We start from the raw sequence: 15,492 nt of genomic DNA on the forward strand, positions 1-15,492 counted from the left end.
CAACAGGAGAAGCATGTGGGAATCAGTAACCCAACTTGGACTCGATGGGAAAGAAGCACGTTTCTACCTCACAGTATTGAGCCACGACGGTCTGACAGTTGCCGACGCTGCCGAGCTCAGTGACGTCAGTCGAACGAACGCATATGACATCACGAAACGCCTTGTCCAGCGTGGATTGATCGACGTTACCGAAACCTCGCGCGAGCAAGGTCAAGGGCGCCGCGCACGAAGCACCCTCAGCGCGGCCGATCCACAGAGACTCATTGACGAGTCGATCCAACATCGCAAAGTTCTCGATGACCTTGTGCCGCAGCTCAAGGCGATGCGGCGCAAGTCCGGGGCGAGACCGCGAGTTCGATATTTAGAAGGATCAGTCGGAATTCGAACCGCGCTCTTCGAGACTCTTAGCTGGCAATCGCCGCTCAAAGGCATCCTGTCAATGCGCGATCTGCTCACTGAACCCGGACAAGAGGCGATGACTGAATATATCGAAGGGCGAAAAGAGAACAACTTAACCCTTCAGGTCGTCCGTTCACCTGGAAAAGACTACTCACATGGTTGGCCTACAAGCACGGAGGAACTTCGCGAAACGCGCTATGCGCCGCCAAAATACGTTTTCAGCATGTCGATGTTTATTGGGTACAACACCGTAGCCGTCGTATCCCCGCCGGACGAAAATTTCGCAATGATGATCGACAGCGCCGAATACGCTCAAATGCAACTCAACCTCTGGGAAATACTCTGGGCGTCAAGCAGCACAGCGTCACCCGAGGCAAACTAGCCAACCATTTCTCTGGGGAGACCTGGTCGACGTCGTCACAGACTTCTGGAACCACTGGCACCATCGTATTGCTCGAAGCGGAGGATTTTCGCTGTTCGTTTCCGCCCCAGGGCAAGCTCCCGCTCGACCTAATATTACCGGCCATGGGAGTCCGAACTACCACGTCCTGCGAAGCCAGAAGGCATATGTATATCCCAGCCTGCTCTGCCAAGTCGTCACCGTCCGCTATACGGTAAGCCAAAACGTCGACTCGCTCCCCTAGTTCAACCTCAATGAGTGGATGAAGCGCTATCCGGTTGGGAATATACGCGAAGGCCTGTGGCAGGCCCACCGATTGATTGCGTGAGTAACTTGCATCGAGTGGACCCGAACTGAATACGTCCGCCCACTTTATTGAGCTATCACTAAACAGTGCGTCAGTTGTCGAACATCCAGTGACCATCCGATATTTATGAGCATCGAATACCGGAAGTAGCTTCATTCGGTCGCGCGCTCAGTCAACGGTATTAAATCCCGGCACGTGCTTGAGGGCCGCGCGGGCGGTATCAACCAAAAAATCTACGCGCTGACTTGCGAGACGACGCCGGTGAGCCAAGAAGATGGTGAGTCGATCAAGTTCCGGCGATGTGGCGTGTATGACGACACCTTGCGAATCCGATTCCGTCGTGACCATGCAGAGAGGGACCACCCCAATGCCTAGCCCTTGACGAACGAGTTGGATTGTCACCGGCAGACTGTCGCAAGTGTTGATAAGGGTAGATTTGCTCTCGTCGCGTAGCCATTGAGTCACGATGGAATTGATTGCCGATGGTCGCGGGTTCATGAATACGCGCTGCCGCGCCAAATCATCGGGAGTCAGCACGCTAGGCAGATTGAACTCGCCGTTACTCAAGACAGCGATGTCTGTTCGGGTTAATTCGATTAATTCACAGTCAGTTGTCGGATCGGGATCGCTGACATACGCCGCATCCAGGTGACCTTGGTCAAGCGCGTCCATCAAGAAAGTGCTCGCCCGAATGGTCAGGTTGACCTCGAGAGACGGGTGTGAAGATTCGAACGCGCTAAGTACCCGTGGCAATGCGGTCATTGCGAAGAGCTCAGAACTCCCGATCCTGAGCACCCCACTCCACGGGTCGGCCTCTTCAAGGTAGCTATTCATCGAGTCAACAGCCTGTAGTACCCGTTCAGCGTACGCGAGCAGCGTGACACCGGCCGAGCTAAGAGTGACTGCCCCGCCACGTCTGTCAAACAGTGTCGCTCCAGCCATCCTTTCGAGCTGACGTACGCGTAGCGACACAGCTGGTTGTGAGATCTCTAATGACGCGGCCGCTCTGCTGAAGCTGTTTAAGTGACATATCGCGGAGAAAGTTCGGAGCAGCGGAATCGACAGACTATGCATAAATGCAGCTTATACAAATCAGACATTCTCACTTATAGGCATACAGATCAAAAGTTCATATCGTAATTCACATGGATGCCCCACCCCACACACGCCCGGGCACACCGCCAAAGTCGACAGTTACGGGAATCGACTGTCACGCGCACGTTGTACGCCGCGATGCGCCGCTAGCTCCGTCGCGACATTCGACCCCGGCGGTGGACGCAACGGCTCACGACCTTTTGCGTCGGCTCGACGAAGCCGGTTTGTCGCACGCCATGTTAACTGCACCCAGTTTCTACGGAGACGATAATTCGCTACTGCTCACCGCACTGAAGATAGGCCGCGGGCGATTTATTGGAACCGCTCAAGTCTCCGCATCGACCACCAATGACCAACTATCGCAACTGGCGAGTGCGGGAATTTGCGGCATACGCCTCAACTGGTGGCAAATGTCAGATCGACCAGATCCGTCGGACGAAAATTACACTCAGCTTTTCAAAAACGCTGCGGCTCTCGGACTCCACGTTGAAGTGCTCGTCGAACCCTCCATGCTCCCGCTCATGGCATCACCGATTCTTGCTGCAGGTGCAACCTTGGTGGTCGACCATTTTGGGCTAGTCGGCGACCTCCGCAGCCCGGACGGTCGGGCCTTGTTGTCGATCCTGAATTCGGGACAGGCTTGGGTGAAACTCTCTGCGCCTTACCGTCTTGTCGAACCCCGTTGCGGTTCTTCGCTCGCACGGCAGTTGTACGACCATCGGGGCGACCGCGTCTTGTGGGGCAGCGACTGGCCCTGGGTGAGCCACGAGCACGAAAACTTCGACTACAGCGAGACCCTAGCTCAGATCGACGATTGGTTCCCCGATCCTGCCCAACGCGAAGCTGTCCTAATTTCCAACCCAGCCGCACTGCTATCAACCTACTTGCCCGCATAAGCCACACGAAGGAGTTTGGTCATGACAATGGACGTCAACGTTTCGAAGCACGGCGCAGCCGAAAGGCTCGATCGACTACCTCATTCTCGGTATTTGTCGATAACGATATTCCTGATCTCGCTCGGTACGTTCTGGGACGCGTACATGCTGTACTCGATCGGCCCCATCTCGTCAACATTCTTGTCCTCATTGGGCGAGTCCCACCTAGCAACAAGGGCGCCAACAGCCTTGTTCTTCGGCACCTTTCTTGGGGCCTTAATTCTCGGACGCCTCGCTGACAAAATTGGTCGAAGGAACGCGTTCACGCTGAACCTCAGCATCTTGGCCTTCGGCAACTTGTGTGCTGTCGTTGCTCCAAACGGTGGAATACTTATAGCTGCCCTCGTGGTCGCTGGACTCGGAACCGGCGCAGAGATTCCACTTTCGTCGACCTATACCCAAGAATTCATGAAGGCCAACAATCGTGGCAAGGCAACTGCACTGATGTTGGCATTTGGATTTCTCGGCGGAACCGCTGGCGGGTTCGTTGCCCGATTCATAGCCCCCATCACCAACTTGCCCATCTCCGGATTTAAAATTGCGCTGCTCATCGGAGCAGCGGGAGCCATCGTCACTGTATTCATCCGGAGGCGCGTACCGGAATCTCCCCGTTGGCTCGATCGTCAAGGGCACCACCAAAAAGCCTCCGCCATCATGGACAACATCGAACAACGGGTCATGGCGGAACATCGCATTTCAAAACTTCCACCAGCGATCCCCGCGCCGTCGATGGATTCAGCATTGCGCAAGTCCGTGAAAACGTCCGACTTGCTTCGCCCGACGTATCTCCGCCGCACGCTAAGCGTTTGGATTATCGAGCTATTCCAAGGCTTCGGGGCTTATGGATTCACCACTTTCGTTCCGGTCATACTCACCGCCAAAGGGTATTCGATACTGGACGCTCTTGGATACACCGCGCTCATCCAGATCTCGTATCCAGTCGGATGTCTGATCGCCTCGCAGGTGACGGATCGAATCAACCGTAAATGGGGAATGTGTCTCTTCTATACGCTGAACATGCTCTGCGGCATAGCCTTCTACTTCTCCGACTCGGTTCCGCTGATCCTCATATTCGGTTTCCTCACCGAAATGCTGATTTTTATCGACGGCCCGATGCTGCACACATACGAAGTGGAAATCTACCCAACGCATCTAAGAGGACGAGGAGCGGGAACGAGCTTTGCCCTTAGCCGACTCGGTGGTTTCCTCGCGCCGCTCGCCGCTGGGGGCATCCTCGCGGTTGCCGGGAACGAAGGTGCGACCTATCTGATCATGACGGCCGCGGGGAGCTGGCTCCTTTGTGCAGCTACCGCTGCAGTCCTCGGCATCCAAACAAAGTCAATCAGCCTGGAACAACTCGAATCACGTCTAAAAACCTCACGCCACCCTGGTTAGCGCACCGGTCGAAGAATCGGTCAGCTCAGGCCACCACGTCGGGCCGGACCAGAACGATGAACCCGCCATCGGTCGAGACTGCTAAATCCGTACCCGTTTGTTCTTGAAGTCCGAGTGGCGAGAACCATAGGCGACGGTGAGTTTCGTCGGAGACGATGAGCTCCCACACACTTGGCATCCTTGCCACCGAATCGATGCATCGTATGACGGCGCCAGGCTCCGAATCGGCGAGCGTCTTCAATGCGCTATCGGCAGATATTGCGCGTACAGAGTAACGAGAAATTCGGCATAGCGAAGATCGTACGTGGGCGCGCCGGGCGAAACATGCGTGCCGTCATGCGTCCGACTCGGCGAGATGTCGCCAATCATCATACGTCGAGGACCAGCACGGCACGAGCCCTCAACAACGCCTGGGGTGTTCCTTCTGCATCAGGCGCGGAAGGGCCTTGGCCAGCTGCAGGAGCTGCGTTCAACACTTCTCCAGCACCTTAACCATCGCTTTGTGTTCAGACTAGGCCACCCACAGATCATACTCGCATTGTTCATGCGAATCTCCAGCCGTTGTCTCGTTGACGTCATCGGCAGACAGACATCCAACCAATTTTGCGACTAGTTCGGCTTCGCGATGCGTCATCGTCACTTTGACACGTTCGGGATATTCGTCCTCGCTGAATTCGATTGCGTTGATTTCCGTGGTTCCGCCTTCCCGAGGTGATGCTAGCTTGTCTGATGAGGACTTGGACGCATTTCCGCCTGATCTGTCCGGCCTTTCGTCAACTGGCCTCAATCGTGCGAACCTCGATGCCGGCTAACCGGGCGCAGCGCACACAATCGACTGTGCCGCGAGAGTCCGGAAGCTAAAAGGCCGGTGCCAGCTCGGCGCCTAGATCGGCCATCTGCTGATTTCTGATCGGGCCAGCCTTCTTGCCGTACTTCGACCAGTCGCCCGGGAACACTTCGACCGACAGTCCCAGGCACAGCCAATACTGGTCGGCGACTTCGTCCACCCCTGTCGGGCAACCGCCGTGAACAAGTACCTTGTCGGGTCTGCTGTCGAGCCCAGGCCACGCGACGGCGACGGCTTCCCGAACTGACCAATGCCGCGACCCTGTCACGAGAGCCCGGGCCCGGCCAGGTCGCGGGTTCTCGTTCATCGCTGTCTCGCCGTTCAACATTTTCGCCTTGTTAGGCATCGCTGTGTAGTCCATTGTCGACAAGCTGGGGTGTACCGCCCAATACTCGTTCGTCAGGATCAAGAGGCGGCAGATTAAGTCGGCAAGGTGACAACTATCGCTTCCGCCGCGATAACATCGCCTGCATTGACAGCTCGATCTTTCAAGCTCTACTCGACCGAGGAAATCATGGCACGATCCAAGCAACCCGCAGGTGGAAGCGCACCGCTCCAGGGCTTACCCGGCCACCGAAAGCGCACGCCGCTGCCAATCGTCGCGGAAATCGCGAGCGACACAACGTCACTCGCGACGGCCGCATTCGGAGCCGCGTTGGTCGTCGACATCAACTCAAATCAACAATCAAATTTTCGTTTCATACCCGTCGCTTTGATCGCAGTCACGACACTTGTCGAATGCACAGCGGACACCGGCACGCGAGGTCGATGGACAGCGCGGATTGCAAAGACTTTCTGGCGATGGTGGGCAGAATTTTTCGGAATTCTCGCCCTGGGCTTCGCCAGTCTCATGATTGGCTACGGGACAGACTCTGAGCACAATGCCCCAGCAGATCTGGTCGCGGGAGCAATACTGGCATTGCTGTTCGTCGTTGTCGCACACGTCATGCGCCATCCCGACGACTCTAATCGTAAAGCCTTCAAAAGACTCATCTGGTGCGCCATCGTCGGCGTCCTCCTCATCGCGATGATGCTTGCCGTACTATATGTCTCTCGCGCATGAGCGACGGTGTCGTCGAGGCCACTGGTGATCGACAAACGCGCTGATCTCCTCTCACGTCGCACTCGTCCTAGATATTCCTCGTCTGTTTCTTACGATCGCGCGGGCCCGGCGCCCCTCGGGTCGCTACAGCATGCGGCTTACAGCAGGTGTAGTCGAAATTGTTGGCGACCGTCGTCATTGGCTCGCGCACTTCCACGGACGTCAGTCCGCTGCGGTTGTCACCATAACGGCCACGTCATCGCTCAAATACCAATGGAGATTTTTGCGCCGTCAGTGCCACACAAAATGCACGCCTCCCATCGGCCACCTCGCGAGCATGTCGTCGCATTTCAGTTTCTTCGACTTGGTGCACTCGGCAACGTTCGACGTCCACGGAAAGAGCCCAAATGCCGCATTTTCAATTTCTGACCACTGGTAACGTCCCTGGCCGACACCAACGCCGCTCGCCGGTGAGTGTCTCACGAAAGAACGCCATGGCATCCCGCGAACCTGTCGAAAATTCACTACCTTGCTCGTTCAGGTACCCCGCCGTCGCGGAAGCGCGAAGTCGCGCTTCGTCCGACATTCCCACACCAGCCCACGGTCTGAGCGGTTTTCGTTTGTCGTGGCGCGACACGACAGCCAGACGGACCGCCGGCAATGTGAAAAGCGCTTGCGAGACTCACCTACCCGACGCATCGCAGGGAAGCAGCCATGCCACATTGGGCCCGTTCGCCATCCGATCTTGGGTCCGTTTGGCGAACCTTGTGCTCCACCTCTGAACCTCGAGGGAGTACTCGGCGCCACCGACACACACGTCCGATTGTGTTGGCTCGTGCTCAACTACGACCTCATATTTAAGAAGGTCGACAATGCGGGCGACTCGGAACTGCAACCACCAGTGTCCCGCAGACATTGCCCCGCCACCGCATTCCTCGCTCAGTGTGAACGCGGCTTTGCACGAGGCCGGGGCAACCAGCGAAGACGTCATCAAGACGCAAGTCCCGGTCGTTTCTACGCAGCAGAGCGACCTTGTCGCCGATTGGGAAGTAGTGCGAGATGCCTTCGGCGCCCATGGCTTGCCTAGCACTCTGGTCGAAGTGACGGTCCTCGGATATGCCCACCGACTGGTAGAGGTTGAAGCCATTGCTGCAGTTGCGGATTAGCTCGTCTCAGTAACCAATCCGCTAAAGGACGATAGGTGGAGAGGTTGCCTCGCAGCGCGGCCTGCGGTGGCCGTGCGGGCCGGAAGGGGCGTGACCAAAGCCATGATGCTCAAGATATGGGTACGAGAGCGTCACTTCAGATTAGCTGCAGGTGGACGGCAAGGCGAACGATGTCAGCGTGCATTGGATCACTACCCGCCGAGAGTACTTCGATGGCTTTTTCGACGGAGACGTGCGAGACCTTGGTAATTTGTTCGCCGTCGACCGGGCACGTCGGCTGACCAACAACTTCGGTCGGCAGCACCGCGAATGTCCACCATGCCACAGGGTGCGGCACATGCGGCATGTAGGGCTCCAATCGTCGGCTCGTCGCAATATGACTGAAGAACAACCGGCACATGGCACCCGGCTCGGGTCGGCATCCTGCTTCTTCCAGCAGTTCTCTGGTCAACGCCTGATTGATACTCTCGCCGAGTTCCAATCGCCCACCGGGCAGAAACCGCCACCCATCCTCGGACTCGCAGACGGTGACTCTCCCGGGTGTCGGACACGCCACTGCGTGTACGCGGTGTACCAGCTGTGGTGGTGGTTCCTGCAACGTGCCCCGTATGTCCGCGTCTGCGTAGTCGACGTAGGCCGGTTCGAACAGGCGCGGGAGGGCCGCAGGATAATCCTTAAGGTAAGCGTCCCCGTTTGATCCCATAATCCGATCATCGCACGGCGCCGTGCGATGATCCTCGCTGTGAAGTGTCCTCACAAGACGAACGCCTCCGCGAAAAAGAGAAAAACACGGGGCTCGGCCGGAGCCGGGCTGGCTTCTTGCGACGCGTAGTTTACGCAGCCGCCTTATCGGCAGTCGGCTTCCACCGTTTCATCGTCGTGAACAAGTCAGCAGACGCGTCGATAGTGCGCTGGTGAATGTGATTCTCGGCTCCGTCCAGCGCGTTGTTGAGAAATCGACTTGCAATACGATCGTCTGGACGAAGTGCGCCGGGCCTACGCCAACGGCGGGTTGATCGAACCGGGCGGCTTGTCGGCAGAAGCAAATAACAAGATCGTTAAAGACTCTCCGCTGCCATTCCCGACAGCTCACCAAGTGCGGGTAAACAAAGAGCGTCGACTCATCGCAGATGCCCAGCGCTTGAACCTTCCGGCCTTCCGAAGTCCGTACAGGAACTCAACGAAGCTACAAACGAGATCGACGAGCTCGAATTCCGTGTCACCGACGTTTCGAGGATCGTCAAGGAAGAAAATAGCTCACATCCAAGGCATCATGGTGCGCACAGAAAATCGATTCCGGTCCGATCGCGGATGCTCTCACTGTCGCCCTGAGCGCCCCTCACACTCAGATATGGGTACTATCTGGACTTTCTGCACAGGCTTCCTTGGGCAGTACATTAAAGACCCGACTCATCTGACCCAGCCATTCTTATTCACTTTATATACTATTAATCGATTCTATTGCACAATGTTAAACTATCGAACATGTCAAAGCGTGGAAGTTCCGCAACGAAGACACAGGCAGTCTTCGACCGCCTGCATTCGGATATCACGTCTGGACGCCTGACTTCGGGCGAACGACTCAGTCCGGAAGGGTTGAAAGCCGGCCTTGGCGTCAGTGTCAGCGTCATTCGCGAAGCACTCACGCAACTCGTCGCGCAGGGTCTCGTCCAGATTGAGCACAACCGCGGGTTTCACGTCAAGCAATTGTCGATTCGAGACCTCGTCGACCTTATGTATGTCCGAAAGATCAATGAATGCGCCGCATTGCGGCTTGCCGTCGAGCGTCATGACCTCGCATGGGAATCGACAGTTCTCGCAGCTCACCACGTGATGGCCGGTCTATCAATGTACTCCCCAGACGACCCAGCCCACCGCAACGACGAGTGGGCACGCGCACACACCATCTACCATCAAAAGCTCTTTGAAGGCTGCGGCAACGACACGCTCATTGACATTTGCCGCAACCTCTCTGAAGCGGCAGAACTATATCGAGGCTGGACTACTCAAGACGCCCCGGACTCAGAGACTGAGGTTGCCGCCAACCACAAACAGCTCTTGGATGCCGTACTGGCGCGCGACGCCGACAAGACAGTCGCGCTCCATACTTCCCATCTACAACGCACAATTGACATTCTTCTCAGTCGAACCGAGAAGATCGGCGACATCGACACGACCATTTCGAAATAGCTCGGCTACTGGCATCCCACGTCGGACGCCCTACCCCGCCACCCGAGGAACGAACGCCTCGCGGCGCGAATACCCTACTGCCTTTCACTGGATCGTACACCCATCCCGTGACCACACTAGATCGAATTGTTAATCGACTAACTATTGACAATCGATTCTCAGTCGCAGAAACTGGCCACAAGCCTGGGTGGCATATATCACATAGGACTCAACGCCGATTGTCACGCAGAAGTATCGGCGCCTTCGAGCTCGACGGAGAGGGACACAGTCAATGGCGAGCAGAAGAGTCACGGTCATCGGAGCCGGCGTTGTAGGGGCGTCGATCGCCTATCGGCTCGCGCAAACGTCAAGTGTCGAACTTCAGGTGATCGATACGTCAACGCCAGGTGGAGGAACCAGTGCTGCGAGTATGGCTTGGCTGAATGCCAGTAGTAAGCGCCCGAAGGATTATTTCGACCTCAATTTTGCCGGTGTCCGTGAGTATTATCGACTCAAGTCCGAGCTTGCTGCCGATTGGCTCCACCTCACCGGAACACTTGCACAGGCCGCGTGCACCCCGAACCTTGAAGACCGTGCGGCAGAGCTTGAAGCGTGGGGCTACGGGGTGGAACGAACGAACGCGGCAACCGCGTTCGGTCAGCATCTCCCCCAGGCCACAATTGTCGATCCGGACGAGTTCGTCGCCCATTATCCGGATGAGGGATGGATCGACACCAATGGCGCCACTCAAGAACTCATCGGCGCCGCAGCCGCATGCGGGGCCGAATACCAACAAGGCTGCGCCGTCACGCGGATCGATGCCGAAGGATCCGCCTATCGACTCACACTGGCAGACGGAACTACCTTCCTCACCGACGTCGTCGTCAATGCAGCCGGCCCAAAGGCCGACCGAATCGCGGCGCTCGTGGGCCGGCACCTTCCTCTGGCCCCGACCAAGGGTATGACTATCAAGTTCTTTGCTCCGGATCTCGATATCGACAAGATCGTCTTGTCCGACCAGGTGGAAATCCGTCCGGACGTCAACGGTTGCGTACGTACTCATTCCGATGCCGTGGACGGCATGATGGCTCAGGGGGCCGCCACTGATCGGACAGAGATCGTTGAGGTCATGCGCACTAAAGCTGCCAACTTCCTCCCAGCCCTCGAGTCCGCGCCAATAGCCGGCGTTTACATGGGAGTGCGCCCGATCCCCGAAGACCAGTTCTCGTGCGTCGGCGCCGTCGACGGCATCGACAACTATTTCGAAGCCGTTACGCACAGCGGCGTGACGATGGGGCCACTCATCGGTCGGCTCATCACCGAGTACGTCGTCGACGGCACGCGAAACGACCTCCTCACGAGCCGCTTCGACCCGAATCGCTTCAACGAATTGTCCTAGCCCACAACTAGTCACTTGTTCAAAGGAGCACGAGATGAATAACAAGCGCACTTTAATCACTAGCGTCGTCGCGGTACTCGCATTGTCGGTGGCCGCATGTTCGAACCAGGATTCAGAGGGCCCATCCAACCAAAAACCGTCGTCGACCACAGAATCAGGAGGGTCAAGCAACTCCATAATTTCGAAAATCAAGACCGACAAGTCGCTACATAACAAGCTCCCCAGCAAAATAGCTAGCTCCGGAGTCATCAACGTTGGTGCGGACCCAGGATCGCCGCCCGACGAGTACAAAGACGAAAACGGAAATTTCGCTGGATGGGAAGTCGATTTGGCCAAGGCTGTCGGCAAAACGATGGGTGTCAAAATCAAGTTCACACCATTGCAATTCGACTCCCTGATCCCGTCGTTGCAATCGAAACGCATCAATATGGCAATCGGACAAATGGGTGTTACGGAGCAGCGTGAAACAATAATTGACCAGGTCGCCTGGCTCGCCGGAAATGAACTCTTCGCAGCCCGCACCGATTCTTCGCTGAAGAACATCACCAAACTCACCCAGCTTTGTGGCATAAACGTAGCCACGACCCGCGGCTCACGCGAACAAGAGTTCGCAAAAGATGTCAAGGATAAGAAGAAGTGTGAAAAACTGAATAAGGAACCGATCAATCTGCACGTCTTCAACGGAGCGGACCAGGCCGCCCATAGCGTGACGAACGGCAGAACCGATGTGTTTTGGTTAGGGTCGACCGCCGTCAGTTACTTTGTCAAACAATCGAACGGTAAAGCGAAAATAGTTGGTCACTACACAGACAAGGCATACATCGGCCCAGGGTTCAGCAAAAACAGCAAGCTATCACCACTGGTCAAGCAAGCGATTCAAAAACTCATCGACGGCGGATCATATGCGCTCCTTCTGAAGAACTGGGGGTTGAAAGACTCCGCTATAGCGAACGCGCAATTGAATCCGACCGGTACACCGAAGTAGTAAGGCGCTATTAATATGAATGACCGCGCCGACAATGTGACAGCAGCGGCAACTTCAGACGAGGGAGGTCAATTGACCCCCGGCCTGGTCCCGGTCAAACGAAAGCATCCAGGGCAGTGGGCAGCAACGCTAGTCGCTACAGTTCTAATAATACTGATCGCGATAAGCGTATCCACTAATCCGGGATTTGAATGGCCGGTGGTTGGGCAATACCTCTTTGACGTTCGTATCCTCGAGGGATTGCTGAAAACTCTGGAACTTACGGTCATTGCCATGGCCATTGGACTAGTCCTGGGCACCCTACTCGCACTAATGAGATTAAGCAACAACAGGTTGCTTAATGTCTTAAGCTGGTTATACATATGGTTTTTTCGAAGTATCCCGCCTCTCGTGCAACTCATCTTCTGGTACAACTTCGCCGCTCTATATCAAACTCTAAAAATTGGCATACCGTTCGGACCGTCTTTACTCGAGGCTAACACGAACAGCATCATCAGCCCTTTTACCGCGGCCATATTAGGGCTGGGCCTCGCACAGGCTGCGTATACCGCTGAAGTGATCCGCGGCGGCATTCTCTCCGTCCCACGCGGCCAGTTTTTGGCAGCGCGCGCGGTCGGTATGCCGGGTGCCTTAATTATGCGAAGAATTATTTTGCCTCAATCGATGAAAGTTATCATTCCACCGATTGGCAATGAGGTCATTTCTATGATCAAGAACACGTCTCTTGTGAGCGTTATTTCATTCGCTGAATTGCTGTATTCAGCGCAGTTGATATATTCGCGCACCTACCAGACGATTCCACTGCTTATAGTCGCATGTATCTGGTATTTGGTTGTTGTATCTTTATTCACATTAGGCCAGTCATTTGTCGAACGAAAATATCGCGAAAGGTAGGATGACGGTATGACTTCAAGGTTAGTTGACGTAAAGCACGTTACAAAACTGTTCGCTGATGAATACGCCGTTCGCGATGTAAGTTTGCACGTTGACAGTGGCGAGGTCTTATGCATTATCGGGCCATCGGGTTCCGGTAAAAGTACCTTACTTAATTGTATAAATTGTTTAGTGAGACCAGATTCCGGTTCCATCTCGGTGGACGGTGAACTAATCGGTATTGAATATCGTAATGGCACTCCTTACGAAATGACGGAGCGTTCCATATGTTTCCAGCGTCGGAAAATGGGAATGGTATTTCAACAATTCAACCTATTTCCACATATGACGGTTATGCAAAACCTCTGCGAGGGCCCGATTCGCGTCCTTCACGAAGGCCGTGCCGAAGCACAGTCGCGCGCCGCCAGTCTACTCGGGCAGGTTGGCCTAGGCGACAAAGCTGACTCTTACCCGTCCGAGTTGTCGGGCGGACAACAGCAGCGTGTCGCTATCGCCCGTGCCCTCAATATGCAGCCAGATCTGATGCTCTTCGATGAACCGACGTCGGCGCTCGACCCTGAATTGGTAGGCGAAGTCCTGTACGCGATGAAGGAACTCGCGCGAACTGGCATGACCATGGTCGTCGTCACCCATGAAATGGGATTTGCGCGTGAAGTTGCCGACAACGTCGTGTTTATGGCCGAGGGGCGTGTCATCGAAGAAGGTTCGCCCGCGCGCGTTTTAGATACTCCTTCTAATCCAAGAACAAAGGATTTTTTATCAAAAGTTCTGTAGCACAATCACACCCCCGAGTTAGGAATGAACATGCAGTCTAGTTATGACATCGTGATCGTTGGTGGCGGCATATACGGGACATCTCTCGCCTATGCATTATCCAAAGAAGATTGCTCAATCGGCCTCTTCGAGTCTGATAATTTTGCGGCAGGAGCATCCGGTGGGCCAGGTGAGCGCGGCGTGCGGGCATCGGGGCGCGATTTGCGCGAGCTCCCTATCGCAGCCAGAGCACGCGAGCTTTGGAAGGCTTACGAGGAAACCTTTACCGCGGGCGTTGGGTATCGTCGAACCGGTGGACTCGCGGTGTTCGACACGCCTCCCGCTGGTTCGCTCGATGAATTGAAAGGACTCGCACGTCAACGTGCGACAGCCCAGACGCGATTGGGCGTCAACACAACATATCTGGAAGGCGATCGACTTTTTGAACTAGAGCCGGAATTGTCACCGTCCGTCGTTGGAGCGCTTTACTGCCCCGAAGACGGCACGGCAAATCATACGTACGCGACCCAGCAGTTCGGGAGCCGAGCGAGTGAAGCCGGAGTCGATGTCGTCACAGGTACTTCCGTTGCCACAGTAAATTACTCAGAAGGTCGTGCTAAATCTATCGATTTGGACTCGGGTGAAAGCGTTGGAGTTAATCAATCCTTGGTGCTTCTGTGCAATACTTCCGTCCCCGAGCTATTGCCCCCCGGTCAAGGACAAGATTTGCCGCTCTGGTCCATTTACCCGCAGATGGTTTATGTTCGTGACAATCGAGACAAGGTGATCAATCAACTTATTTCGCACCTCGGACGAAAGTTGTCAATGAAACAGCTGCCCGACGGTACGTTCATGTTGTCCGGCGGTCTGGGCATCGACAACGATTCATTGGGCGCGCACGGCAGTTTAAAGGCGATGACATACAATGTTCAAGACGCCGTCGCAACTTTCCCGTTCCTCTCTGATGCGGTCTTTGACAAGGTCAACCACGAGCGTAGGGATACTGTCTGCGTAGATGGGATCCCGATTATTGATCAGCCTACCGGTATCGTGAACACTTACTTCGGCGTCGGTTGGAGCGGGCACGGGTTCGCTATCTCACTCGGGTTCACGGAATTAATCGCCTCATGGCTCAAAACCGGTGATAAGCCGAATATGCTTTCCCCGTTTTCGATTGCCAGATTTTCATCCCAGTAATTTGGCACGAATCACGTTCGCCTTGATCGCTTTTTGGGACACGTCGCCGGCCCGCCATCCTGGCCGGCGATACGTCTCGATTCGCCCAAACGGAGCCTTCGACGGGATGAAGTTCAGCCCGGTGGTCGCGACCGATGTTGAACACGATACGCCGATTGCGACTGACGAAATCTTCGGTCCCATCGTCGCGGTGCTTGACGTCCCGAATACGATGCCGTTCTCGATGCACTCAACAACTCCCGCTATGGACTCACCGCAGGAATCTGCACCGAAAGCCTCGCACACTCAATTGACTTCGCGACACGCGTCCAAGCAGGGGTCGTGAAGGTCAATCGCGCGAGTTCCCGGCCTCGACCTGCACGTGCCGGTCGGCGGAATCAAGGACTCGTCGTCGAACACCATCCGTGAATGGGTCAGAGTGCTGACGGCATCCACCAATTTCCGCACACTCAGTCCGAGTCCTCTTACTTTATGGTCGCTTCAAGGGGGCTGATTATTGGTTGCGATGA

15 protein-coding genes and 1 pseudogene are annotated in these 15,492 nt (G+C 55.6%); 12 read left to right on the forward strand and 4 right to left on the reverse strand.

The window, feature by feature from the left end; all coding sequences use genetic code 11:
• Window positions 1-13 precede the first annotated feature (13 nt).
• A complete protein-coding gene (locus tag BJY26_RS15570) occupies window positions 14-781 on the forward strand; it encodes a TrmB family transcriptional regulator (protein ID WP_179429108.1) in 768 nt (255 codons plus the stop codon).
• Window positions 782-1,274: 493 nt separating this feature from the next.
• Here the strand turns inward: BJY26_RS15570 and BJY26_RS15575 are convergent, their stop codons facing one another.
• Window positions 1,275-1,940: a substrate-binding domain-containing protein gene (locus tag BJY26_RS15575; RefSeq protein ID WP_237248766.1), complete on the reverse strand. Its 666-nt coding sequence runs from the start codon at window positions 1,938-1,940 to the stop codon at window positions 1,275-1,277.
• 60 nt (window positions 1,941-2,000) lie between these two features.
• Window positions 2,001-2,180, reverse strand: a pseudogene (locus BJY26_RS19760) (helix-turn-helix domain-containing protein); the annotation flags it as partial.
• 71 nt (window positions 2,181-2,251) lie between these two features.
• Between BJY26_RS19760 and BJY26_RS15580 the strand changes: the two are divergent.
• Together BJY26_RS15580 and BJY26_RS15585 are read left to right on the forward strand one after the other, a co-directional pair.
• Entirely contained in the window at window positions 2,252-3,097 is an 846-nt protein-coding gene (locus BJY26_RS15580; protein WP_179429110.1) for an amidohydrolase family protein, read from the forward strand.
• 21 nt (window positions 3,098-3,118) lie between these two features.
• On the forward strand, window positions 3,119-4,531 hold the full coding sequence (locus BJY26_RS15585) for an MFS transporter (RefSeq protein WP_218852461.1): 1,413 nt from the start codon (window positions 3,119-3,121) through the stop codon (window positions 4,529-4,531).
• A gap of 857 nt (window positions 4,532-5,388) precedes the next feature.
• Here BJY26_RS15585 and BJY26_RS15590 read toward each other — a convergent pair.
• Window positions 5,389-5,538, reverse strand: coding sequence for a hypothetical protein (locus tag BJY26_RS15590; protein ID WP_179429111.1), 150 nt, complete (start codon window positions 5,536-5,538; stop codon window positions 5,389-5,391).
• A 354-nt stretch (window positions 5,539-5,892) separates the two neighbouring features.
• On the opposite strand from BJY26_RS15590, the gene BJY26_RS15595 reads away from it, so the two are divergent.
• The gene (locus BJY26_RS15595) at window positions 5,893-6,441 is read left to right on the forward strand and encodes a hypothetical protein (RefSeq protein WP_179429112.1); all 549 of its coding nucleotides are present in this window, start codon (window positions 5,893-5,895) and stop codon (window positions 6,439-6,441) included.
• Between the two features lie 1,281 nt (window positions 6,442-7,722).
• Here BJY26_RS15595 and BJY26_RS19425 read toward each other — a convergent pair.
• A complete protein-coding gene (locus tag BJY26_RS19425; RefSeq protein ID WP_269151099.1) occupies window positions 7,723-8,289 on the reverse strand; it encodes an NUDIX domain-containing protein in 567 nt (188 codons plus the stop codon).
• A gap of 782 nt (window positions 8,290-9,071) precedes the next feature.
• Between BJY26_RS19425 and BJY26_RS15605 the strand changes: the two genes are divergently transcribed.
• From BJY26_RS15605 to BJY26_RS19640, 8 genes are all read left to right on the forward strand, one after another.
• On the forward strand, window positions 9,072-9,776 hold the full coding sequence (locus tag BJY26_RS15605; RefSeq protein WP_179429114.1) for a GntR family transcriptional regulator: 705 nt from the start codon (window positions 9,072-9,074) through the stop codon (window positions 9,774-9,776).
• 271 nt (window positions 9,777-10,047) lie between these two features.
• Window positions 10,048-11,154 carry an NAD(P)/FAD-dependent oxidoreductase gene (locus tag BJY26_RS15610; protein WP_179429115.1) on the forward strand — a complete coding sequence of 369 codons (1,107 nt, stop codon included), beginning with the start codon at window positions 10,048-10,050 and terminating at the stop codon, window positions 11,152-11,154.
• Window positions 11,155-11,188: 34 nt separating this feature from the next.
• Window positions 11,189-12,139, forward strand: coding sequence for an ABC transporter substrate-binding protein (locus BJY26_RS15615; protein WP_179429116.1), 951 nt, complete (start codon window positions 11,189-11,191; stop codon window positions 12,137-12,139).
• A gap of 15 nt (window positions 12,140-12,154) precedes the next feature.
• Window positions 12,155-13,033, forward strand: coding sequence for an amino acid ABC transporter permease (locus tag BJY26_RS15620; protein WP_179429117.1), 879 nt, complete (start codon window positions 12,155-12,157; stop codon window positions 13,031-13,033).
• 9 nt (window positions 13,034-13,042) lie between these two features.
• Window positions 13,043-13,807, forward strand: coding sequence for an amino acid ABC transporter ATP-binding protein (locus BJY26_RS15625; RefSeq protein ID WP_179429118.1), 765 nt, complete (start codon window positions 13,043-13,045; stop codon window positions 13,805-13,807).
• Window positions 13,808-13,837: 30 nt separating this feature from the next.
• On the forward strand, window positions 13,838-14,983 hold the full coding sequence (locus BJY26_RS15630; protein ID WP_179429119.1) for an NAD(P)/FAD-dependent oxidoreductase: 1,146 nt from the start codon (window positions 13,838-13,840) through the stop codon (window positions 14,981-14,983).
• A gap of 106 nt (window positions 14,984-15,089) precedes the next feature.
• Window positions 15,090-15,308 (forward strand): aldehyde dehydrogenase family protein, encoded by a 219-nt coding sequence (locus tag BJY26_RS19635; RefSeq protein WP_308191207.1) that lies wholly within the window; start codon window positions 15,090-15,092, stop codon window positions 15,306-15,308.
• Window positions 15,245-15,391: a hypothetical protein gene (locus BJY26_RS19640; RefSeq protein WP_308191210.1), complete on the forward strand. Its 147-nt coding sequence runs from the start codon at window positions 15,245-15,247 to the stop codon at window positions 15,389-15,391. Before BJY26_RS19635 ends, BJY26_RS19640 begins: the two co-directional genes overlap by 64 nt.
• Window positions 15,392-15,492: the final 101 nt, after the last annotated feature.

Source organism: Spelaeicoccus albus, assembly GCF_013409065.1.
GTDB lineage: Bacteria > Actinomycetota > Actinomycetes > Actinomycetales > Brevibacteriaceae > Spelaeicoccus > Spelaeicoccus albus.